At 59.2% G+C, this 21666-nt stretch carries 19 protein-coding genes; 6 read left to right on the forward strand and 13 right to left on the reverse strand.

The features are described from left to right. Positions 1 to 16 precede the first annotated feature (16 nt). Complete coding sequence (locus HU144_RS15380; RefSeq protein WP_235352058.1) at positions 17 to 1462, forward strand: dihydrolipoyl dehydrogenase family protein; 1446 nt, start codon at positions 17 to 19, stop codon at positions 1460 to 1462. Positions 1463 to 1545: 83 nt separating this feature from the next. On the opposite strand, the gene HU144_RS15385 is transcribed toward HU144_RS15380, so the two are convergent. The 7 genes from HU144_RS15385 to HU144_RS15410 all read right to left on the reverse strand — a co-directional run bounded on the left by HU144_RS15385 (position 1546) and on the right by HU144_RS15410 (position 7754). Next, positions 1546 to 2247, reverse strand: coding sequence for a hypothetical protein (locus tag HU144_RS15385; protein WP_235352059.1), 702 nt, complete (start codon positions 2245 to 2247; stop codon positions 1546 to 1548). A gap of 8 nt (positions 2248 to 2255) precedes the next feature. Further along, positions 2256 to 3677 (reverse strand): TRAP transporter large permease subunit, encoded by a 1422-nt coding sequence (locus HU144_RS15390; protein WP_235352060.1) that lies wholly within the window; start codon positions 3675 to 3677, stop codon positions 2256 to 2258. After that, the gene (locus tag HU144_RS15395) at positions 3674 to 4864 is read right to left on the reverse strand and encodes an NAD(P)/FAD-dependent oxidoreductase (protein ID WP_235352061.1); all 1191 of its coding nucleotides are present in this window, start codon (positions 4862 to 4864) and stop codon (positions 3674 to 3676) included. Before HU144_RS15395 ends, HU144_RS15390 begins: the two co-directional genes overlap by 4 nt. Beyond that, on the reverse strand, positions 4861 to 6072 hold the full coding sequence (locus HU144_RS15400; RefSeq protein WP_235352062.1) for an NAD(P)/FAD-dependent oxidoreductase: 1212 nt from the start codon (positions 6070 to 6072) through the stop codon (positions 4861 to 4863). The genes HU144_RS15395 and HU144_RS15400 overlap by 4 nt, the downstream gene beginning before the upstream one ends. Next, positions 6069 to 6374: a (2Fe-2S)-binding protein gene (locus HU144_RS15405; protein WP_235352063.1), complete on the reverse strand. Its 306-nt coding sequence runs from the start codon at positions 6372 to 6374 to the stop codon at positions 6069 to 6071. The genes HU144_RS15400 and HU144_RS15405 overlap by 4 nt, the downstream gene beginning before the upstream one ends. Next, positions 6371 to 6634, reverse strand: a complete 264-nt coding sequence (locus tag HU144_RS19570; protein WP_442862662.1) for a (2Fe-2S)-binding protein — start codon at positions 6632 to 6634, stop codon at positions 6371 to 6373. Before HU144_RS19570 ends, HU144_RS15405 begins: the two co-directional genes overlap by 4 nt. Positions 6635 to 6752: 118 nt before the next feature. Beyond that, entirely contained in the window at positions 6753 to 7754 is a 1002-nt protein-coding gene (locus tag HU144_RS15410) for a LysR family transcriptional regulator (RefSeq protein ID WP_235352064.1), read from the reverse strand. A gap of 165 nt (positions 7755 to 7919) precedes the next feature. On the opposite strand from HU144_RS15410, the gene HU144_RS15415 reads away from it, so the two are divergent. Both HU144_RS15415 and HU144_RS15420 read left to right on the forward strand, forming a co-directional pair. After that, positions 7920 to 9362, forward strand: coding sequence for a YfcC family protein (locus tag HU144_RS15415; RefSeq protein ID WP_235352065.1), 1443 nt, complete (start codon positions 7920 to 7922; stop codon positions 9360 to 9362). Between the two features lie 55 nt (positions 9363 to 9417). Then, complete coding sequence (locus HU144_RS15420; RefSeq protein ID WP_235352066.1) at positions 9418 to 10212, forward strand: fructosamine kinase family protein; 795 nt, start codon at positions 9418 to 9420, stop codon at positions 10210 to 10212. A 31-nt stretch (positions 10213 to 10243) separates the two neighbouring features. On the opposite strand, the gene HU144_RS15425 is transcribed toward HU144_RS15420, so the two are convergent. The 5 genes from HU144_RS15425 to HU144_RS15440 all read right to left on the reverse strand — a co-directional run bounded on the left by HU144_RS15425 (position 10244) and on the right by HU144_RS15440 (position 17975). Next, positions 10244 to 10978: a DUF429 domain-containing protein gene (locus tag HU144_RS15425; RefSeq protein ID WP_235352067.1), complete on the reverse strand. Its 735-nt coding sequence runs from the start codon at positions 10976 to 10978 to the stop codon at positions 10244 to 10246. A 269-nt stretch (positions 10979 to 11247) separates the two neighbouring features. Then, a complete protein-coding gene (locus tag HU144_RS15430) occupies positions 11248 to 12393 on the reverse strand; it encodes an FAD-dependent oxidoreductase (RefSeq protein WP_235352068.1) in 1146 nt (381 codons plus the stop codon). A 5-nt stretch (positions 12394 to 12398) separates the two neighbouring features. Then, a complete protein-coding gene (locus HU144_RS15435; protein ID WP_235352069.1) occupies positions 12399 to 13859 on the reverse strand; it encodes a peptide MFS transporter in 1461 nt (486 codons plus the stop codon). Positions 13860 to 13917: 58 nt separating this feature from the next. Then, positions 13918 to 14487 carry a helix-turn-helix domain-containing protein gene (locus HU144_RS19575; protein WP_204234021.1) on the reverse strand — a complete coding sequence of 190 codons (570 nt, stop codon included), beginning with the start codon at positions 14485 to 14487 and terminating at the stop codon, positions 13918 to 13920. A gap of 353 nt (positions 14488 to 14840) precedes the next feature. Further along, the gene (locus tag HU144_RS15440) at positions 14841 to 17975 is read right to left on the reverse strand and encodes a cytochrome P450 (protein WP_235352070.1); all 3135 of its coding nucleotides are present in this window, start codon (positions 17973 to 17975) and stop codon (positions 14841 to 14843) included. Between the two features lie 137 nt (positions 17976 to 18112). Here HU144_RS15440 and HU144_RS15445 point away from each other — a divergent pair, with 137 nt between their 5' ends. After that, the gene (locus HU144_RS15445; RefSeq protein WP_204234023.1) at positions 18113 to 19027 is read left to right on the forward strand and encodes a LysR substrate-binding domain-containing protein; all 915 of its coding nucleotides are present in this window, start codon (positions 18113 to 18115) and stop codon (positions 19025 to 19027) included. 80 nt (positions 19028 to 19107) lie between these two features. Here the strand turns inward: HU144_RS15445 and HU144_RS15450 are convergent, their stop codons facing one another. Next, a complete protein-coding gene (locus HU144_RS15450; RefSeq protein ID WP_204234024.1) occupies positions 19108 to 20052 on the reverse strand; it encodes a helix-turn-helix domain-containing protein in 945 nt (314 codons plus the stop codon). A 299-nt stretch (positions 20053 to 20351) separates the two neighbouring features. Between HU144_RS15450 and HU144_RS15455 the strand changes: the two genes are divergently transcribed. Together HU144_RS15455 and HU144_RS15460 are read left to right on the forward strand one after the other, a co-directional pair. Further along, positions 20352 to 20747 carry a carboxymuconolactone decarboxylase family protein gene (locus HU144_RS15455; RefSeq protein ID WP_235352071.1) on the forward strand — a complete coding sequence of 132 codons (396 nt, stop codon included), beginning with the start codon at positions 20352 to 20354 and terminating at the stop codon, positions 20745 to 20747. Then, entirely contained in the window at positions 20740 to 21639 is a 900-nt protein-coding gene (locus tag HU144_RS15460; protein ID WP_235352072.1) for an NAD(P)-dependent oxidoreductase, read from the forward strand. Before HU144_RS15455 ends, HU144_RS15460 begins: the two co-directional genes overlap by 8 nt. The last annotated feature ends 27 nt before the right edge of the window (positions 21640 to 21666 follow it).

Consider the following 21666-nt stretch of genomic DNA (forward strand, 5'->3'; position numbering starts at 1 on the left):
GAAGCGCAGGTTCGATATGAGTACCGAAGACGCCAACACCAAGGTTGAAACACTGACCACGGATATCATCATCATCGGCGGAGGCCCTGTCGGTGAGAACGCCGCCCAGTACGCAACCGAAGACTCCGATCTTGAAGCGATCATCATTGAAGAGGAGCTGCTGGGCGGAGAGTGCTCCTACTATGCATGCATCCCCTCGAAGACGATGCTGCGTCCCATTGAACTTGCCCACGAGACCCAGCACCTGAAGGGTCTCACCGGTACTCGTATCGAGGCTGATGCACTTCTGCAGCGACGCGATGAGTGGGTCTCTCATTACGATGACAAGGGCCAGATCGACTGGGCGCAGGGTGCTGGCCTGCGGATAGAACGCGGTCACGCACAGCTGATCGGCGAACGGCGAGTCCTGATCAACGAACCGAAGCCGGTGGTCGTGCATGCGCGATATGCGGTTGTCATTGCCACCGGTTCTCAGCCGACCGTGCCTCCGACGTTCGTCGATGTCGCACCCTGGCTCTCCCGTGACGCGACCGGCGTCAGGGAGGTGCCGGATTCGTTGATCATCGTCGGTGGCGGAGTCGTTGCAGTGGAAGCCGCGACGTGGATGGCAGCACTTGGCACTCGCGTGCGCATGCTCGTGCGTGGTCAGGGCCTTCTGTCCAATCAGGAACCGTTCGCAGGAGAACACGTCACCAAGGCACTCGAGAGTGCAGGAGTCATCGTCGACCGAGAGACCAAGGTTGAGGCCTGCTACCGTCCTGGCGCCGAAGACACCGGGCTGGGCCAGATCCACGGTGGACAGGTCACAGTCCAGACCTTCGGCCCCAACGGAGAGTCCACCGTCACAGCGGATGAGATCCTCGTGGCAACGGGCCGAGAGCCTCGGCTCAACGAGCTCGGACTTGAGAGCGTGGGACTTGCTGACGAGGACATCTCAGCGGGACGCCTGCCCGATTGGCTGTATGCCCTCGGAGATGCCAGCAGTGAGGCACCGCTGACTCATTGGGGCAAATATCGTGCACGCGTCATCGGCGCACAGATCCGTGCTCGTGCCACGGGCGAAAAATCCGAATCCGTCCCCGAAAATCCTCCCGTCCCTCAAGTCGTCTACAGTGATCCGCAGGTTGCCTCGGTGGGAATGACAGAGGCAGAGGCCCGGAAGGATGGGCACGAGATTGAAGTCTCCCGGCTGCCGTTCACCAGCAGCGCGGGCACCTCGCTTCTGCGCGATGATGCCGAGGGAACGGCACAGATTGTCGTCGACGCTCGTACCGGCCTGCTCCTCGGAGCCACGTTCGTCGGCCCGGAGGCCGCCGAAATGATTCACCCAGCGACGGTGGCGATCGTCGGGCAGGTACCCGTTCATGTTCTGCGCCACGCGGTTCCGAGCTTCCCCTCAGCCTCTGAACTGTGGCTGCCGTTGCTGGAGGGACTGCCTCGACGGCTCCGTTTCAGCAGTTGAAAACGCGTACTTGGGGCCGACAAAGTCGATCAGGCGACGGTCGCCATGATCAGATGTGACTGGTTGTCGTCAACCTGCGCCCCTCACAGATCGCGATCAGCCGCATGTCCATGGTCTGTGGTGGTCTCCCCCATAAGATCATGAGCCAGAGTCACAGAGTCGTAGATCGGAATCTTCAGGACATCTGCGATGGCAGCCCGGTAGGGCGGAAGATTTGTGCATTCGAGGACGACTGCGTCCAGCCAAGGATGCTCACGAGCGAGCTGACGTGCCACGTCGGCGACTTCTCGCGCGACGGCTGCTGGGTCGAGCCGAGCAGTCTCCTCGATGATGGCGGATCTGAAGGCTGGGCAGTTCTCCAACCCGACGATCGCGGTTGGAACCAGAACCGTCGGGCCCAGGACACTCGGATTGAGTGCGCCGGAATCCGCCGTGATCACTGCCACCGCAGAGTGAACCCCCACAAGCCTATTCAGATAGTCGATGGACGAGGCTGTGAATGGAACGGATATCCGGGCAGAGAGCTCGCTTTGGAATCTCGCAAGGAACCCACAGCTCGTCGTCATCGCAACAGCACCGTCATCGACGAGTTCGATTGCCGCCTCGGCGAAGAGATCGATCAGACCAGAGTCCTGTCGGTGCACGACCCGCTTCGACGTCGCGCCTGTCACGGTGCGGTAGATGACGGGAAAGTCGAAGGTATCCGGATTGCCGATATCGCCGGGGATCCGATCGAATCCGTTCTCCAGCATAAGCACACCGAGCGGTCGAGTATTCTGCGTCATCGTTGTTCTCACCCGAGGAGGAGGAAGAGCAACCCGAGGATGATGAAATACATCGAGTTCGGCAGAGCCAGGACCATGACCTTCACCGGATCAACCTTGGTCTTCAAAGTCGCGCCCACCAAACCACACACGACGAATGCGGTGAGACCGACTGGCGGCAGATTCTGAGCGGAAGCAGCGATGTGGCTCATTCCCACTGCGATGTTCGTCGGGTCGACGCCGGCATTCTCCAGTATCGGTGAGGCGAATGGCACCACGACGGTCTGCGCCGCCGTCTGCGAGCCGATGAGCATACCTAGGATCATCAAGGCAATGGTGCTGATGACCGCGACTCCGGAGCCGGCAACGTGCTCGGCCATGGCAGAGACTGTATCGACCGCACCGCTCTCGTAGAAACAACCGATGAGAAAGGCTGCGCACAGCTGAATAGCGACAGTCTGCCTGACATTCTTCAGACCTTTGCTCACCGTTGCCATGGGTTCTCGACGCACCTTCTTGAAGAAGAAGGAAACGACTGTGGCCACGATGATCGCCATGACGACAGGAAATGCCAGACCGGCAAGAATCGGTACGGTGTTCATCCACGCCGTCAACTGTTTGATCCCAGGGATCTCCGCAAAGATGTCATATCCGAGTCCGGTCTTGAGTAGAACTATGATGACCAGGACGGCCAGTGGGATCATGCTGGCCCATCGTTCCCGGCCCAACGTGCGCAGCTGACTGAAGCGTGTCTCTTGAGCTTCGTGGACTGCAGCCGCCGTTGTGAAGTTGCCGCCCAGGTCGAATTCTGCAGAGGAATCAGTTCCTGGGATCCGGGGCCGACGTACGAATCGGAAGGATTCGAGTATCGCCAGGATCACTCCGATCGTCACTGTGAGATACGACCAGAGGGTCACGGGGTCAGGGTCGGTATTGACCAGCGAAGCTGCCAGATACACGGCTTGGCTGATAGGAGGCATGATCGAGCCGAGGGAAGCACCGAGAAGGATGATCATGCCGATCTGCACAGGTTTGATCTTCATCTCCGCCAGAGAATGGATTACAAGGAAGCCGATGACAGTGGCTGCGGCAATGGCATCGCCGAGGAGGGAGCCGGCAAGCGTCAGTGTCACGAACGTCGCGGCGATGAGTCCCCGAGGTGATTTGCCGAAGAGGATACGCAGAAACGACATCGTCGTGTCCATCGCACCGATTCTCACCTGGGTCTCGGCGTAGATGCTGCCGAAGATGCTCAACGCGATGACCCAGGCGAGTGTGTCGATCCCGTCGATAGTCGCCTGGATGTATTTCAGCGGCGCCATTCCGGACAACAGAGCAGCAGCGAGACCACCACCGAGCAGCGCGACTTGGATATTGCCGCCGATATAGGGAATCTTCTTGATCAGCGCGATGGCGAAGAGCACCACCAAGGATCCGATGACGACGATCATGATGCCTGCTTTCGTGGGTTCAATGTCGACCGTGCTCTGCCTAGGTGCGGAAGGTAGTCTCCTGCTGTGCTCTCCCCCGTCACAAGGTCTTTCACGAGGACACCGGTGATCGGAGTCAAGGCGATGCCGTCGCCTTCGTGGCCGGCGGCAGTGATCCACCCGTCGAGTTCGTCATGACGTTCGATGATCGGAAGACCGTCACCGGTGTAGGGGCGGAAACCGGTCATCGCGCGGATGATGCGCACGTTCTTCAGAGCCGGAACGATCCGTGCCGCGTGGGAAGCTATCGCGGTCAATACGTCGCGGGGCGGACGCTTGTCGAATCCGGCGAATTCGCGGCTTCCACCCACCAGCAGGGTCCCCGATGCGGTCTGGCCCAGTGAGAGCCCGATGCCGTATGGCGGCGGCTCTTCGGCACCGGGCATATCTGCTAAGTGCTTGGCTGCGACGTACTGAGCGCACAGCAGATTGCCTCGGACCATCCGCGGCTGTGAGTCGGAGATGAGGATGGTCCCCCGCCGCGGGATGATCGGCGTGCTGATGCCAGCGCGCTCCCCGACCTGGGCGGCGAATGGTCCCGCAGCGTTGATGACCATCCGCGTCAGAATCACACCGGTCGAAGTCCTCACACCTTCGATTCGTCCACACTTGGCTATGGCCCCGAGGAACTCTCGATGCCGATGTATGCGAGCACCGGCGCGAACAGCTGCGTCGGCGAGCGCAGCATTGAGAGCAAGCGGATTCACCTCGGCGTCGTCGGGACTGTAACTGGCCCCCAGAACATGCTCGGCAAGAGCCGGCTGCTGATCTCTGGCACGGTCACCGTCGAGAAGTTCAACCCGTATCCCGGCCTTCTTCTGTTCGACGATGAACCGTTTCATGAAGTCCAGTTGGGATTCGGTTTCGATCACCACCATTCCCCCATCAGGCGCGAACTCGATGTCGGCGTCGAGTTCCTCGGACAGGGTCGAATACATCGCACGTGATTCCAGTGCCATGCGCATCGGCAGCCCGGGCCGCTTCGACTGGAGGTAGATCGCTTTGTCGCAGGATCCGGAGGCGCCAGCTCCCGGGGCTCCGGAATCGATGACGACAACCCGCAGACCTGACTGGGCCAGTCGCCAGGCCGCCGATGTGCCGATGACTCCGGCGCCGATGATCACGACGTCGGCAGCGGGATCGTTCATGCGCGCACATCCTGACTGAGGTAATCGCACCAGAGTTCGTGCATTCGACGCCGACCTGCATGGATCTCGGGCATGAACGTCAGCGGTGCAGAGGCACGGGCCTCTTCGACGTCAGCACGTGCAGTGATCACAGCTTCCGACTGGTCTTCGTGGCCCGCAATTTTCTCGGCGATGACGGTCCCAACGAGTTCACCCTGGGCGCGAGCCACCTCGGCGGATTCGATTCCCGTGATGTTGCCGGCGACGAACATGCCAGCGGTGCCTGTCTCCAGGTTGGGCCCATGGAGGGGGACTTGCCCGCCGAGTTCCGGTACGTCGACGAGCAGACAGTCACGAGTGAGATCCTGCAGGGGATACAGACCGCCGCTGAGGCAGACGGCGTCCACGGGAACCACACGTTCCCTGCCGACAGGCTCACCGTTCGTGTTCACTCGCTTCGTGCGGATGGATCGCACATCGTCGTCACCGTCGATACCCACGACACATTCACGCAGATGCAGCGGCATTCCGGCCATGCGGATACCAGTGCTGGGCCAGATTCGTGCAACAACCTCGGCCATACCGGGGATCGTCAATGCCTTCATAGCCAGGCCAAGCAACCGGTTCGGGGCAAGGCGATGCAGACCGCCGAGTCGTGTGAACACGGCGCTCGGCTGCTCCGGCGCACTGAACTTGCCTGGCGGGGGCGGGAGGAATACACCGGCAACATCGATGTCAGCGGCGGCGAGCTCATCGACGATTGACAGGGACAGCGGGTCGATTCCGACGACAGCGAGTCGCTCCCCCGGCAGAACACGATTGACATTGAGCATCGTCTGAACGGCACCGACGGCAAGGACACCCGGAATCGTCCACCCCGGCAGCCCAAGCGTCTTCTCTGCCGCACCCGTGGCGATGACGATGTAGTCGGCGCTGATCGACTCACCGCCGCTGAGCCCGAGGACGAACCCCGGGTCGAGTGACCAGACCTGCCGACCGGATTCGATGATGACGCCGGCTCGGCGTGCCCGCTGTGTCAGGGATGCGGCGCGTTCGGCACCGATATACCAGTCGCTTCCGCGACGATAGAGCTGGGATCGCAGTCGTCCGCCCGGGATCGGTCCTTCATCGACGACGAGCACCTGGGTGGGCCCGGCCTCGGCGATGCTGGAGGCTGCCGACAGGCCCGCAGGTCCCGCACCGATGACAACCACGTCAACGGTTCTCATTCTCCGGACTCCGTGGTGATGCGCATGTCCTGCTGCACAGGTGTGAGGCACGAACGAACGCTGACTTTCGTACCGTCTTCGCCGGTCACGAGGAGGCGGCATTCGAAGCAATGGCCGATCCCGCAGTACATTCCGCGCGGCTGCCCCGTCTTACTGCGTCGCAGCACCTTCTGCCCATCGACCCACAGCGCGACAGCGATGGAGTCCCCCGCCTTTGCGGACATCTCTCGGCCGTCGACGGTGATCCCGACCTCTTCGGAACTATCGGGGCCCAGGACAGGGTGGTTCTCGATACGACTCATTCTTTGCCCGCAGACATTTCGGAGGCGATGTCGGCGAGGAGCACGGGCCTGAGCACTGAGTTGCGCTCGAGCGTACCGATCGCGTGACCTGCAAAGCACCTTTCGAGCAGCGGCCCGCACACACGGCCCTGGCAGGTGCCCATTCCGACTCTCAGTCGGAGTTTCGCCTCATGAATATCGATAGTGTCAGAATCGTCGACACAGTGCCGGATGTCGTCGAAAGAGACGTCTTCGCATCGGCAGACGATGTAGTCGTCCATACTCGGCCCTCTCCCCCGTTCGCGACTGCTGTGTCACGAGTATGTATGGATACTCATTCAAGCGCATGCCGCCGCACATCGAGTGGATTTTCAGGTTCACGGTTACTGAAGGACAGGTTCAGTTTCCCTGAAGCTCGGTGTCCAAGGTGAGCATGGGAGCGTCGAAGGTCACTCCGAATGCGGTCAGAGTCCAGGTGAGATAGTCGCCAGCAGCCTTCACGAAAGCGTGAATGGCCGAGGCGATGAGCGGGTTGTGATCCGTTGCGCGATAGAGGATCTGGACTCGACGGTGCACCGGTCGATCCGTCAGTCGATACAGATGGATGCTGCGGTCGATGCCGAGCGACAGGACAGGGACCAATGCGATTCCCAGGCCCTGGTTGACCAATCCTCGAATGACGTCAGGGTCGTCGCTGCGGTGGGCAATCCTCGGTACGAAACCCTCACGTTCGCCGAGGTGCTGCAGAATCTGGTCCTGGGTACTCCCCTTGCTCCCGCAGACCCAATTCTCCTCTGCGAAGTCTCTGATCGAGCTGCGTTCACCGGAAGGACCTTGATCGCGGCCGATGACCACCATCTCTTCGTGCAGGAGAGGAGTACTGGTCAATCCTTCAAGGACCTGTTTGGACGTCGGTGAGTACTCGTAGATGATTCCGATATCGGCAAATCCGGCCTTGATCGACTCGACAACGCTGTCGGAGGTTCCCGGGGTGACCAAGGAGATCTCGGCTGCCGGATGTTTCGAGGTAATGCCGGCGACTGCGCGGGGAAGCAGCTGCGCGGCACCGCTTCCCGCAGCAGTGAGTCGGAGCATGCCCTGTTCTGCGCTTGCATATCCGCGCATAATGTCTGCGATCCCAGCGATGCTCTCCAGCAGATCCGCGCTCAGCTCGTACATCCGTTCTCCGGCGGCTGTGACCCGGACGCTTCGTGGTCCACGTTCGAAGAGAGAGACGCCCAGGCTTCGCTCAAGTGCAGATATCTGCTGTGAGATCGCCGAGGTGGTGTACCCGAGATCTTTCGCCGCTGAGCTCAGTGACCCGTGTTCGACGACTGCTCTGAGTGCACGCACATGGGTGAAGCTCACAGTCGAAAGCGCGGACTGGAACCGTGCGTCCACTCATTGCTCCTTTGCCGTACGAGATACCCCATCAGAGTACATCTGGTCTCGTTCAAACCAGCAGTACTGGTCCGATGCTGAATGCGGCCTCACCGAATTGCACCCAGGGTAGGGTGATTCAACGGAAATATACTTGTCGTGCCTATGCAATGAAGCAGGAGAATCATGGCTGATTCCGAAATGTCATCACAGGACACCGATGTTCGTGAAACCGTTGCCCCACCTCGACGAAAACGCGAGATGCCGCACGTCTTCGTCATTCTTATGGCCGTCACCGCGATCGCCGCTATTCTCACTCATTTCGTGCCTGCCGGCGTCTTCGATCGTCAAACGGTCGATGGCCGCGACGTCATCATCGATGGAACATTCCATGCAGTCGATCCGACACCGGCATCATTCTGGGACGTCCTGACCGCGGTGTTCAACGGGATGATCGGCGCCGCCGACATCATCTTCTATGTCTTCATCGTCGGTGCATCCTTCGGGGTGCTGAGGGCAACAGGTGCCATCGACTCTGCGGTGGCTGCTATGACGAGCAAGCTGCAGGGCAAGGAGATCCTCTTCATCCCTGTCCTCATGACGTTCTTCTCACTGACCGGCGCCATGCTCGGGCTAGCCGAGGAGACCATCCCCTACATCACGATCCTCGTGCCGATAGCAGTCGCCCTCGGCTACGACTCGATGGTCGGCGCAGCGGTCGTGCTCCTTGGCACCGGTTCAGGTTTCATGGCCGCCTTCATGAACCCCTTCACCGTCGGCGTAGCCCAGGGAATCGCTGGACTCCCTCTGTTCTCCGGCATGTGGCTGCGACTCGTCCTCTGGGTCCTCCTCCTCGGTGTCGCGATCATCTTCGTCATGCGTTACGCACAGCGGATGAAGAAGGATCCGACAAAGGGCATGCTCTACGGTCAGGACTCCCTCGCCGATGAGATCAGGCAGAATGGCGACTCGGAGACCCTGACGTTCACTCTGCGCCACAAGCTGGTCTTCGTTGTCCTCATCGCCACGCTGGTGACACTCGCCATCTGTGTCTCCACCTTGGGCTGGTACCTCACGGAGATCGCAGGGCTCTTCCTTCTCATGGGAATCGTCATGGGCGTTGTCGGTGGTCTCGGAATGAATGGAACCGCCGAGTCCTTCATCGACGGCGCCAGAGACCTCGTCACCGGTGCACTCGTCATCGGGGTCGCCTACGGAATCCTCGTGATCTTCCAAGACGGTCAGATCCTGGACACCATTCTGGTCAACCTCGCCGCGGCCATCAGTCACCTGCCGCCGTGGCTGTCAGCCGTCGGCATGTTCTTCTTCCAGGGCCTGGTCAGCTTCATCGTTCCCTCCGGCAGCGGCCAGGCGGCACTGACGATGCCGATTCTCTCGCCCTTGGCAGAAATGGTCGGTGTGACTCAGCAGACCGCGGTCCTGGCATTCCAACTCGCCGACGGCATCGGCAATCTCTGTTTCCCCACCAGCGGCTTCTTCATGGCTGCTTTGGCGCTGGCCAAAGTTCCCTGGATCAGATGGGTTCGCTGGATGCTGCCGCTGATCGCTGTTCAGATCACCATCGCCATCGTTGCCGTCGTGTTTGCCCACCTCATCGGGTACAGCTGAGCGGTGGCTATTCAAACAGCCTGTCAGCCAGAACACGCACCGCTACCCTGGAGCCATGGATACTTTCGTCAAGGAACGGGCCGGTGCCCCGCGGGGCTTCTTCGCCGCCGAGGCTGCCGGCCTGAAATGGCTGGCCGAACCTGACGTCGTTCCCGTGGTCGGTGTTGTCGATCAGGATAAGAACGGTCTGCGCCTGGACCGTCTCCAAGCGTCCGCACCAGATGCCCGCTCGGCGTTCAGCTTCGGTCGCCAGCTCGCGCTGCTGCACGACTCCGGTGCGCCAGGTTTCGGTTGGGCGCCAGCGGAACCCGCGTGGTTCGGCCCGCTCGACTCCCCTTTCGAAGTGGAGGTCGTCTCGTGTGCCACGTTCACCGAATTCTGGGTGGAGTGCCGACTGAATCCGATTGCCGCAGACATCAGCGCGAGTTTGTCGCAGAATCACCAGGCAACAATCACCTCGGCGATCGAAGCGATCTCCACTGGTGTCTTCGACGGAATATCCGGGACCGGGCAGGAGAAGCCTGCTCGAGTCCATGGCGATCTCTGGTCTGGGAACCTCATGTGGACGCCCGAGGGCTGCACCCTCATCGATCCTGCCGCCCACGGTGGTCATCGGCTCGAGGACCTCGCATTGCTGGCGCTCTTCGGCACACCCCACCTTGAGGAGATCTTCGCCGGCTACGAGGCGGTCCATCCGATGGCCGAGGGTTGGCGAGACGACCTTCCAGTGCACAACTTCTTCGCACTCCTTGCCCATGTGAAGCTGTTCGGGACGGGATTCCTGGGGCAGGCACTTGACGCAGCCCACATGGTCGTTGAGCGCAGCTCCGAGATCAGGACTGTGCAGTAGTCGCGGATCTGCTCCGGTTCGTCGTCAGCCATCAGCCCAAGAACGGATCAGTCTCCGGTAGCCAGATCCATCCTTCACGCAAGACGACGTCACTCGCTTCGGGTGGTGGTGGAACGGCGAGATCTTGATGAACGAGATAGGCCATGAGCGCCGCGAGCACCGCGTCGAAAGCATTGTCGTCACTCGCACAGATTTCCTGGTGACCGTTCCAATTGAGCGAGGGAAACACCCGTGTCAGTTGAGTGATGAGATCAACTCGCAGAGCCTTATTCTGCTTTCCTTTGTATCCGCGGCTCGGCAGCAACCAACACTTCAGTGTGGCCGCCGGATACACCTCGCATATTCTTCCCGAGCCGTCTCGAGCAACATCGGTGCCTTGGACTCTCAACCGCGCTTCGACTCCAGCCCAACGAAGCGCGGGATAGGCGATCTTATCGGCGGATACGCTCAGCGGCACGATTCCTGTGCGGTCACGCACCACCAGGTCAGTCGTCCTCATGGCCATTGCCCGCCGCCAGGTTAAGTCGGTAGATATTGGAGGCAACATCTCGCCAGCAGCGTGCTCAACTACATGACGGACAAAGGAATCTGGCCATCCCAAGGGGACATCCAGACCAGTCTTCACGGATGCAAGGACGAGGTCGGCGAGCTGTTCATCATCTGCGCCAACGTGAACGTTCTTCACGGCAAGCTCTCCGTCATCGCTGACTTCAGCGATACCTGTCCGTCTGGCCTCTGCAGCCAGATCAACTCCCCCGAAGATCATGTAGTCAGCGTAGCAATCCACGCACCCTACTACCCTCAGTTGACGATGTGCCCGACGGCAGGGCCCCACTGCCTTAAGACGACAAGGAGGAGCGCTTTGACCCCAGAACTGCGTCGAACCGTTTCTCCTATCACAACGTCCCTCCGCGCATCTCCCTTAAGATCGCGATCGTCTCAGTCGTGTTCGCACACCTCGTCGGGTACAGCTGATCGTCAGAAGTTATGAACCTGAGTCGGCGTTTCCTGCCGTAGTCACACAGCCCGACGTAGTCACACAGGGAGTTGGGCAACATGGTCGAAATCGAGAATGAACTGTGCCTCGGGGATTGACGGCTTGCGCCCCAGAATCGTGTCGGCTGCCAGTTCACCGAAGAACGGTGAGTTCTTGAACCCTTTGCCTGAGAATCCCGCACACACGAATACATTCGACATAGTCGGATGAAAGTTCATATATTCTCGCCGGGAGTGAGTATAAGCTTCAAAATAGGCTTGCGCCCGCATCGGGTAGTCGTCCAAGTCCGGAAATAGGTCCTTGGCGACTGCTCTCACCGGTTCGAGATCGGCATCAGTGATTCGCATCGGAGCTGTGTCTGGGGTGGCGACAGGCAAATGGTGTGGGAACCCGACACCCAACTTCATTGCGAGCCCATCCGCAGTCGGCAGGCCATACGAATAGTTTGGATCAAGGCGCATAAATGGCAGCATTCCATCGATTCCCTTGCCAGCGGCGGGTAGGAACCATCCTGACAACAGCCGCCGAGTAGCAAGGAACTGTGCCATGTCGGGAAGCAATATTGAAGTCCAAGCTCCGGCGGCAACGATGACGCGATCGTAAAGCTCTGTCTCGTCGCCGGTCGAAATTGAGACTCTGTCGCTCTCTTGCTGAATGTCGTCGACTCGGCACTCTCGCACGATTCGCGCTCCCCGTTTCGCTGCGGCGTCTGCCGCTGCTCTCACGGTACGTTCGGGATAGATCGTACCCGCAGCCTTATCCAGAATCGCAATCTCATCGTCATTCAGTGAATACTGCGGGAAGCGTTTCTGCGAATCGCTTCGAGTGAAGACCTCAGCTCCAGAGCCGAGACGGTCTGCTGCACCCAATGCGTTGGCAGTTGACGGCGACGATTCGGAGCCGATCATCAACGCGCCGTTAAGGTTGCGCAGTCGTGAGCCGGACTCCATCTCCAACTCATTCCAAATTTCGTCAGCTCTGCTGGTGACTGGAAGGTACTCAACATACTCGGGTTCCAGATGACGAAACAGTCGAGTCTCGCCACCGGCTGCGCCACGTGAGTGTCCTGGGCTATAGAGTTCGTAGCCAGTGACGTCTACATTCTTCTTGGCCAACTGCCAGAGGACCTGAGCTCCGATCGTGCCCGTTCCAACGACCGCAATTTTCTGACCGGTCAATTTCATCACCCCTAAATCCCTGAATAGAGTCCGTGGTGGACAGGCTTGCGTACTCCGAATAGCACTAGCCCTGCGATGACAGCGCCGAGCGCGATGGTGAGGAAATATATGTCGTTCGAAACAACTGTGAAGTATTGCCCCAACAAACCTGAGATGGAAGAGCCCAGGGCCAGGGTGAGAAAGTTGATTGCCACCATTTGAGCGGTGAATGCCTTCGGCGCAATCTGGGTGGCCAGCGAAAGCCCAATTGGGCCGACGAAGATCTCCGAACTGCCCATGACGAACATGAAGACAACGATGTATACGAACGGAATAGAGCTCCCGTGGAAGGCCATCGAGATCAACAGAATGTATGCGAATCCCAAACCGATGTGCACGAGTCCTATGGCAAACTTCGTTCCGGCTTTGGGCTGTCGTGGTCCCATCCGCTTCCAAATCGCTGCTGCCACAGGCAACATGGCCACCCCAGAAGCCGACGAGATCATGGTGATCCAGCCGACGGGGAAAGTCCAGCTTCCAACAGTCAGGTCAACTCGGTCATTGACCAGCAGCGAGATAGCCGTGAACTTCGCGAAGAGAAGTCCGAAGTACAGGCTCGAGGCCAGAAACAACGGGATGTAGGACCTGATCCTTTGACGCTCGCAAGCGTTGACCTTGGTTGATCTCAGAATCGTGGTGAAGTATGCGGCCGCTGCAATCAGGCAAGCTATTGTGACAATCGTCGACAGCTTCTCTGCTTTGAGCAGGCCAAAGGCTGAAGCTGCGGTAACGACGATGACTGCGCCGAGGGCAATTACAGCGACTCTGCGTTTAGAGCTGGCAGGAAGTGGCCGAGTGACTTCGCTCGCTCGAGTAGGCAAGAACTTTGACGAATAGACATACTGGATCAGAGCGATGATCATGCCGACTGCAGCGAGTCCGAAACCGAAGTGGAATCCCCATTGATTCTGTGCGAATCCGGTGGTCAATGGGCCGAGAACCGCCCCGGAGTTGATGGCCATATAGAAGTAGGAAAACCCTGCGTCCTTTTTTGCCGCAGGTTCGCCGTCAAGAATGAAGCCCACAATTGATGTGATGTTGGTCTTCAGAGCACCGGTCCCAAAAATGATCATGACGAGACCAATGCTCAGCCCTAGGAATCCAGGGGCGATGGCCAAGGTGATATGTCCAAGCGCAATGACGATGCCGCCGCCGAGAACCATTGAACGAGGGCTGACCAGCCGTTCGCCCGTCCACGCTCCCAACAGTTGAGCAAGATAGACAGCGCCACCGTAGGCGCCGGTGATACCGGCCGCCGCGGCAGCCGGAAGCGCTAGCCCTCCTTCCGACAGTTCATAGAGAAGGTAGAAGGCGAGAATGCTCTGCAGACCATAGAATGAGAATCGTTCCCACAGTTCAGTAAACGCCATTCCACCGACACCACGAATCTCGTTCTTCCTATTTGGAACGCGATCGTCCAGGGTAGTTGCCAAGATTGCTCCTCTTTGAGTTCAGATTTCGTTAGAATGCAAGGTCGCACTCACGAGTTCATCAGTATGTAGGTGGCGCCATCGTCCACGTGACGGTGGCTGGAGAGGTGCCCGTACTTTCTGAAACTTTGTGAGGTTGACTGCTGTTGTATGTCATGGAGTCCAGCGGGCCGAGTCGATGCTCCTCGCCATCGACCTCAACTTCCACATTGCCGTCCAGAACGAGAAGGAGCTCTTCAGAGGCACCGTGAGTATAGGCCGCACTGCCAGTGTTTCCGCCCGGCTCGAAGACACCTAAAAGCACTTCTAAATGGTCGAAATGAGCGGGTGTGAGCTTGAACTTTGACGCACCTTGGCCAAACGTACGACTACCTGCGTCAGCGAAACGTAAGACCGGGCGCGAGGTGTCTGAATTGGACTCGAAGAGGTCACCCACAGTGAGTTTCAGAACTCCACAGATCTTCTGCAATGTGCTGACGCTCCCAGACGACCGCCCGCGTTCGAGCTGGGACAAATAGCCAGTGGTGATTCCTGCTGCCTTGGCAACCTGTTCGAGTGTTAGGTGGAGGGCCTTCCTACGGCGCCGAAGGCGGTCTCCGATCGATGCGTCAGGGTCTGAATCGTTACTCACCTCACAGACAGTACAACCAATTCAAATTGAGTACAATATTTTTTACTCTCAGTCTTACTATTTGAGTTGTCGCCCCATGTAGTCTTGACAAATAATCACGAGAGCGCGCCCGCGACGGCAGGAGCTGTGATGCCTCCAGCATCAGCATGACCAGCAGTTGACTGCCCGACACCCTGTTACCCAACAGGGACGGCACAGTCGGGCTTCTACGCCAATGGACGACCAGTTGCAACCGCAGCGAAGCCGTCGCGAGTCCATTCGATAGAGTCGCCGGAGCCCTCGGATACTCCATCTGGGCTTCGGTGATGAGTCATTGGCCGTCAATCAGTGGTGATGCAACACAGTAGCCCGGCTCAGGCCCGCACGAGTTCCGTGGTCAAGTTCGTCAGGACTCCTTGAGCCCATTCGCTGGCGGCCTCCGCTGCGGGCACGGGTCCCCCGGCATCGTGGCGACCGTACTCGCCTACTCTGGTTGCGCCGCGCGCCTCGAGTGCTTCGGTGAGAAGCTCGCTTCCACGCGAGTATGTCTTCGTGTAGCTTGCATCGCCCATCCCGAACACAGCGAAGCGCACTCCTGCGAGATCGACGTCCAACCCTTTCAACTCGTCATAGAACCGTGTGGCCGAGCTCGGGACGTCACCGTCTCCATACGTCGAGCTCACAAGCAGGTAGAACCGCTTCGGGTCCAGGTCCCCTGGAGATACCGTTGCCAGGTCGGAGATCTCCAGATCTGACCGCTCCCCCAGGAACGTGCCGAGTTCCTCTGCGACGAGTTCTGCGTTGCCTGATTCCGTACCGAAGAGGATGGACACCGGCACGTCCGGTGCCAGGTCCTTCGCAGCACTCGCGGAAGCGACCGTGAGCTGCTCGTCGAGACTGTCGTCCCGTGCAGCCTCAAGCAGTTCCGCACGAGTCCTGAGCTTCGAGCGGCATCGACCGACACCAGCGCCGAGGCGCTCCTTGAGATCGATCCGGCGCCAGCCATTGAAGTCGGTGGCGTTCTCATTCGGTTCGATGCCTGCCGCACTGGTCGAGATCGACCCGGCGGTCACCTCGGCGGCAATCGTCGCAGCCAAAGCGCGAGCGTCGGTGCGCTGGTCGGGGATGGTGCCGCGTCCGTTGCCCTTGAGCCAGCCGATGGCGAAGAGTCCGTCGTTGATCTTCCCGTCGGTGGGGATGGGCGAGGCCGGGCAGATGCCCTGCTTCGCGACCGCCATCGAGTCGCGAACGAAGCCGATGGCGGTGATGACCGAGTCCACATCGAGGTGGACCGCCTCACCAGCATGGATGAAGTCGATTCCGGCGACAGCATCAGCCGAATCCGACGGCGAAGACTCGCCGACAGATGACCCGGTGATGTGGTCCGGGGTGCTCGCGAACCACCAGTGCAGATCAATTTCCTTCGCCGAGGCATACCCCTGCTCCGAGTCACCACCCACCCGACTCTCCGAGTCGAGCAGATCACGCAAGGCATCGAGCTTGGCATCCTTGCCGACGGGAACCGCGTCGAGATCGACCCCGTGGAGCACATGGGTCAGCCCCGGCACGCGAGCGAGCTCGCGGATCATGACAGGGTCGAACTTCGCAGCACGCGGTTCGGAGCGGCCGATGACATCGATGCGAGCGATGTCGCTGTGCAGAGATCCGTGAATGAGGTCATCGATGTCGCTGCCCTCCAATGTCGCCGACTGACAGGTCAGCAAACGCAGGATGTCGACGGCGACATTGCCCTGGCCGACGATGGCTACCCGCGATCCGAGCACCATCGACTCGGCTTCGGAGGAATCCGTCTCCGCCTCATCAGGGTGGCCGTTGAGCAGGCGGGTAATGGTGCCAGCTCGGTAGACGTGTTTGAGTTCGGTGCCGGGTATGCCGAGGGGACGGTCGTGGGTGAGACCGCTGGCGAGGACTACGGCGTCGTAGTTGGCTTTGAGCTCGTCCATGGTCACGTCGGTACCGAGGTCGGTGTTGCCGATGAACGTCGCCCGGGGATCGGTGAAGAGGCGGTCGAACTGTGTGGACACGGATTTGGTGCCCTGGTGGTCGGCGGCGACACCGTAGCGCAGCAGCCCGTAGGGCACAGGAAGTCGGTCGTAGACGTCAGCGGTGGATCCGGGCACCTGACGCAGGATCTCCTTCGCGCTGAAGCAACCGGCCGGCCCGGCACCGATGACCGCAACCTTCGGTCCCTTCCCCTCGGCGGAAGCGGAATCCCCCGCCGAGGTGGCTCCCCCGCTGGCCGTGACCCCGTAGTTGGGCCCGGCACTGGCTTGGGACCAAGTGACGGGGAGGTTGAGCATTCCGCGGAAGACCCAGCCGCCCACACAGGTTTCCTGGGTCTCGTCGATGGCGAGACCGTCGAGGCTGTTGAAGAGGAGGGGCAGGGCCACCTCGGCGATCTCGGCTCGTGCCGCCCAGTTGCCCAGGCACACGTGGACACCCTTGCTGAAGGCCAGGTGTGGTTTGGCCTCGCGGTGGATGTCGAACTGATCAGCCCGGTCCCAGATGGCTTCGTCACGGTTGGCCGAGAGCACGCAGATGCCCAGCTTCGCACCGGCGGGCAGGCGCGTGCCGGCAAGCACGGTGTCCTGGGTGGTCTGGCGGGAGTACATACCGATGGGGGCGATCCAGCGGATGGTCTCTTCGAACACGGTCGGCCACAGCGCGGGGTTGGCGATGGCGGCGCTGCGCTGCTCGGGGTGGTCGAACATGGCCAGGGCTGCCACGCCGAGGGCGTCGCGGGGTTCGTTGAGTCCACCGCCGATGGTCATCTTGATGTTCGCGCGGATCTTCTCGATCGGCATGATGTCGCCTGACATAGACAGCAATCCGGAGATGAGCGAGTCGTCGCGGTGGGTGAGGTGGTATTCGAGCATCTCGTCGAGGGCCGTGTCGACTTCGTTGAAGGACTTCTCGCCTTTGGCCCAGACGTCGGGGTCATCTGCGTAGTTGCCGGTGGCGTCGATGAGTGTCTGGGACCAGCGCTGGAGGTCCGATTGGTCGGCGTTGTAAAGGCCGAGCATGCGCCGCAGAGTCTCCGCGGCGTACGGCGCGGAGAAATCCCAGATCAGGTCGGCACCGGGGCCTTTGTCGATGAGTTCGGCCAGCAGGTCTTCGGCGACTTCGCGGTACATCGTGGTCCAGACACGCTTAACGTATCCGGGCTTGAGGACGGTCTGCCAGGCGCGGCGCTGTACGTAGTGTTCGGGGTCGTCGCGGCGGAGCATGGAGTGGCCCATGGCTCGGATCTGCAGGGAACCCTCTTCGTCTGCGGAGAAGATCTTCTGGTCGTGTTCGGTGGCGCTGACGGCCTCGTAGCTGGTGATGAGGAAGCGGTTGACCGCGGGCACCCAGTGGACACCGCCTTCGGCGCGGAGCCGTTCGTAGATCGGGAACGGATCCTCGTAGAGATCCGGAATCCTCACCCAGTCGGCTACCGGGGCCGAAGTGATCGCTTGGTCCGTGTTCGTGCGGAGCCCAGAAGTCATCGTCGTCTCCCTCATCGTTGAGTTCGTCAAGCACTTGTTGGATGCAGTCGGTGTGACCGCGTTCACTGTCCAGTCTGGGACTGATGCTATAAAAGGAAAAGCGGAATAAATCTAACAACTAGTCCGGAAAAGCAAATATGTACATTGACCAGGTCCCGAACTTCTCACTGCGCCAGCTCTCGTATCTCATTACGGCGGCACGGCTGGGCACGATCTCTGCCGCGGCGTCCGAACTGCACGTTTCGTCGTCTGCGATCTCTGATTCGATCACTGCCCTCGAGCATGAGATGGGTGCACAGTTGTGTATCCGTAAGAAGGCACACGGTTTGGTGCTCACCACAGCCGGAAAGCAGGTGGCAGCGCGAGCAGCAAGTCTCATCAATGAGGCGAACGAGCTGGAACGCGACCTCAAAACCAGTGATGGCGAGCTTGCGGGGCCGATCACCATCGGCTGCTACCCCACACTGGCGCCGATGATCCTGCCGGTGCTACTCGCCGAGTTCGGGGAACGGCATCCACGCGTGAGTTTAGAGATCGTAGAAACGACGCAGGATCTCATGGCGGGCAAACTGGAGTCAGGCGAGATCGACGTTGCCTTCGTCTACGAGACGCTCGTCCCTGGTGCTCCGAACCATGCGCAGCTCTTCTCTCAGCCGGCACACGTCGTTCTGGCGGCGGATGACCTGTTCGCCTCACGGGAGACCGTTCGGCTGGAAGACCTGGTTGAACGCGACATGATCCTCCTCGACTCTCCCCCATCAAGCCAGCACACGCTGTCAATGTTCACCGACCGCGGCCTGCAACCGAAGATCCGTCACCGAACGACCAGCTATGAAGTGGTTCGGACACTCGTCGGGCGTGGCCTTGGCTACGGAGTGCTGGTTCAGCGGCTGAACAATATTTCGAGTTATGAGGGGTATCCGCTGGTGGTGAAGGAGATTGAGCCAGCGGTTGAACCGGTCGGGGTTGAGGTGATTTGGCCTTCGGGCGCGGCATTGACCAGGCGGGCGAAGAATCTGATCAAATTTGCCATCTCTCGAAAATGGAAATGATCCTGCATCGAACACTCAAACTCATGGTCAGATTTCGACTTCCACAGGAATGACCCACGTAATCCAGTCTGTCAACAATCTCAGGAGCTCCGCTCCCGGTCACCGTTCTGCTCCGCCGTCCGTCGGTATTCACTAGGAGCTTCGCCAAACGCGGATTTGAACGAGCGACTGAAATGTGGAGCGTCTGCCAAACCCCAGCGACTTGATATTTGAATCAACGAAAGATCGGCAAGCGACGGATCAAGCAGATCCCGCCGCGCATGTTCTAACCTTCGTTGACGAATCCAACTGGACACGGTGGTTCCCGCCTCTTCAAACAGATATTGCAAACGTCGCGTCGACATGAAGTGAGCAGCGGCAACCGTACTGGGGCTCAGACTCGGATCAGCAAGTTGGTGTTCAATATAGTCCTTAATTGCCGCGACTGCTGATGCGCGCGGTGACGCAATTGAGTCGAGACCAAGCTCCGCATATAACACAGTGTTCATTACGTCGAGCGCGTTATGCGCCAGAAGTATTCCGGTATGTCCCGAAACTGTTCCGAGAGCAGTTCCGACTTGCTCCAGAAAGCTCGAAGCCACACGTATTAAACCTGGCTGGGAAGGCCGAAGAGCATGAGCCAAAAGATTGTCGACATCATCTCGCGGAACGCTCATTGCTTCTCGCGGAAAGACCATCACGATTGAATCCGTGTGGTCAGCAAAGGTCGCACTGTATGGCTGTCCCGTGTCGTATAGCGCCATATCGCCTGACCCCAAAGTCGCCTGCTGACCATTTTGAACAATCAACCCCGACCCCGAGAGTATCAAGCTCAGTTTGTAATACCGGTTTTCATCCGACCTGATGTCTTTAGGCAACCGATCAACTTGATGCACCGATGCTGAGATTCGAGAGAGGTTGACATCATCAAAACGGCGGCCCTGAATTCGCCCGTGAAAGTCATCGGGGCGAGTCGTGCTCACATGAAGCCGGACAAACCGATTCGACATCCTTTCCCGCCATGCTTCAAAAGAGTCGACCTCCACTGGAGAAGTAGGTGCGCTACTCGTCAAGACCGGCATCAAGTTCCACCTCGCTTCTACGTTGAACCATAGGAATCTGCGATCTGACATCCACTCCGGCTCAGAGCAGTGTGTGTTCTCGAGTGTAGGACAAAGACAAGCCAGGTCAACGCAAAAGTACAAGTAACTGGCTCATGTCGGTTACAACGTGAGTTACGTGCGCCTTGCTACAAGACATATGCGGCAATGGACAAGAAGACTAGAGCAGCAGGTCACTAGATTGAGACCCAGAACCACAATTCCAATTGAAAGGATGTCATCACATGATCCATGACGAGCTGTATGAAAAGGGACTTGACCTGCGGCGCTCAATGTTCGGGCCAGCGGGTGCCGAAGAGCAGGTTGAAACGACAACTGATTTCAACGACAAGATCCAAGATGTCGTCACTCGCTACTGTTTTGGCGACATATGGCAACGCGAAGGTTTGGATCTTCGCACACGCAGTTTCGTCACCCTTGCGATGCTGGTCGCGCTGGGGCGCCCGCACGAGATTCGCATTCATCTCCGCGGAGCGATTGCAAACGGGATTACCACGGACCAAATTCGCGAAGTGATGATTCATTCGTTCCTGTACTGCGGGTTGCCCGCAGCCATTGACGGGCTCCGCGCGTTCGAGGAAGTCCTTTCAGAGTCCACGACGGAGCCCAACGATGAGTGAGTCAACGAAAGTGGGATTTATAGGGCTGGGCAATATGGGAGCGCCAATGGCGGCTAACGTCGCTCACTCTGGATTCGACCTCATTGTCCGAGACACAGACCAGAACCTTGCAAGTAAGATCGCTTATGCATCTGGCGCTGTGGCCGCATCCTCACCAAGCGATTTCGCCGAGGTCGAGATAGTTGTCACGATGCTCCCGACCAGCACAATTGTCTCCCAAGCTCTGTTCGATTGGGGAGATGGAGTAGTCCACCATTTGGCGCCTGATGCCGTAATCGTCGATATGTCCTCGTCCGATCCCACGCAGACTAAAGAACTTGGAAAAATACTGAAGGGCCACGGAATAGCTCTCATCGATGCACCTGTATCGGGCGGAGTCTCCAAAGCAACGACCGGTGAGCTCTCGATCATGCTCGGCTGTGACAACGCTGAGGCGATAGCCAAAGCTCTTCCAATTGTGGAATCAATGAGCAGTGTTATCTTCCGCACCGGCGATCTCGGCTCAGGACACGCGATGAAGGCTCTCAACAATTTCGTCGCTGCTGCGGCAACTACGGCTGCCTGCGAAGCACTGGTAATTGGAGATCGATTCGGTTTGGACCAACACACGATACTTAATGTTCTCAATTCCTCCACAGGCCGCAGCTGGGTCACTGAAAATGTTCTCGGACCCCATGTCGTTGATCGGGAGTACGGCTCTGGATTCTCGCTCGCGCTCTATTCGAAAGATGTTGGCATTGCCAAGAATCTTGCTGCTGCTGTCGATGATCCAGCCCCGGTTTGCACTGCGGTAGCCGGCACTATGACGAATGCCCTTTCCACATTGGGCAACGTGGACCACACCGAAGCCATTACATTCTGGGAACAGGAACGGATAACCAGGGGAACCTGACCTTTCCTCGCCCCGACGCCGACCAAT

The organism is Brevibacterium sp. UCMA 11752 (assembly GCF_021532235.1).
Classification (GTDB): Bacteria; Actinomycetota; Actinomycetes; order Actinomycetales; family Brevibacteriaceae; genus Brevibacterium; species Brevibacterium antiquum.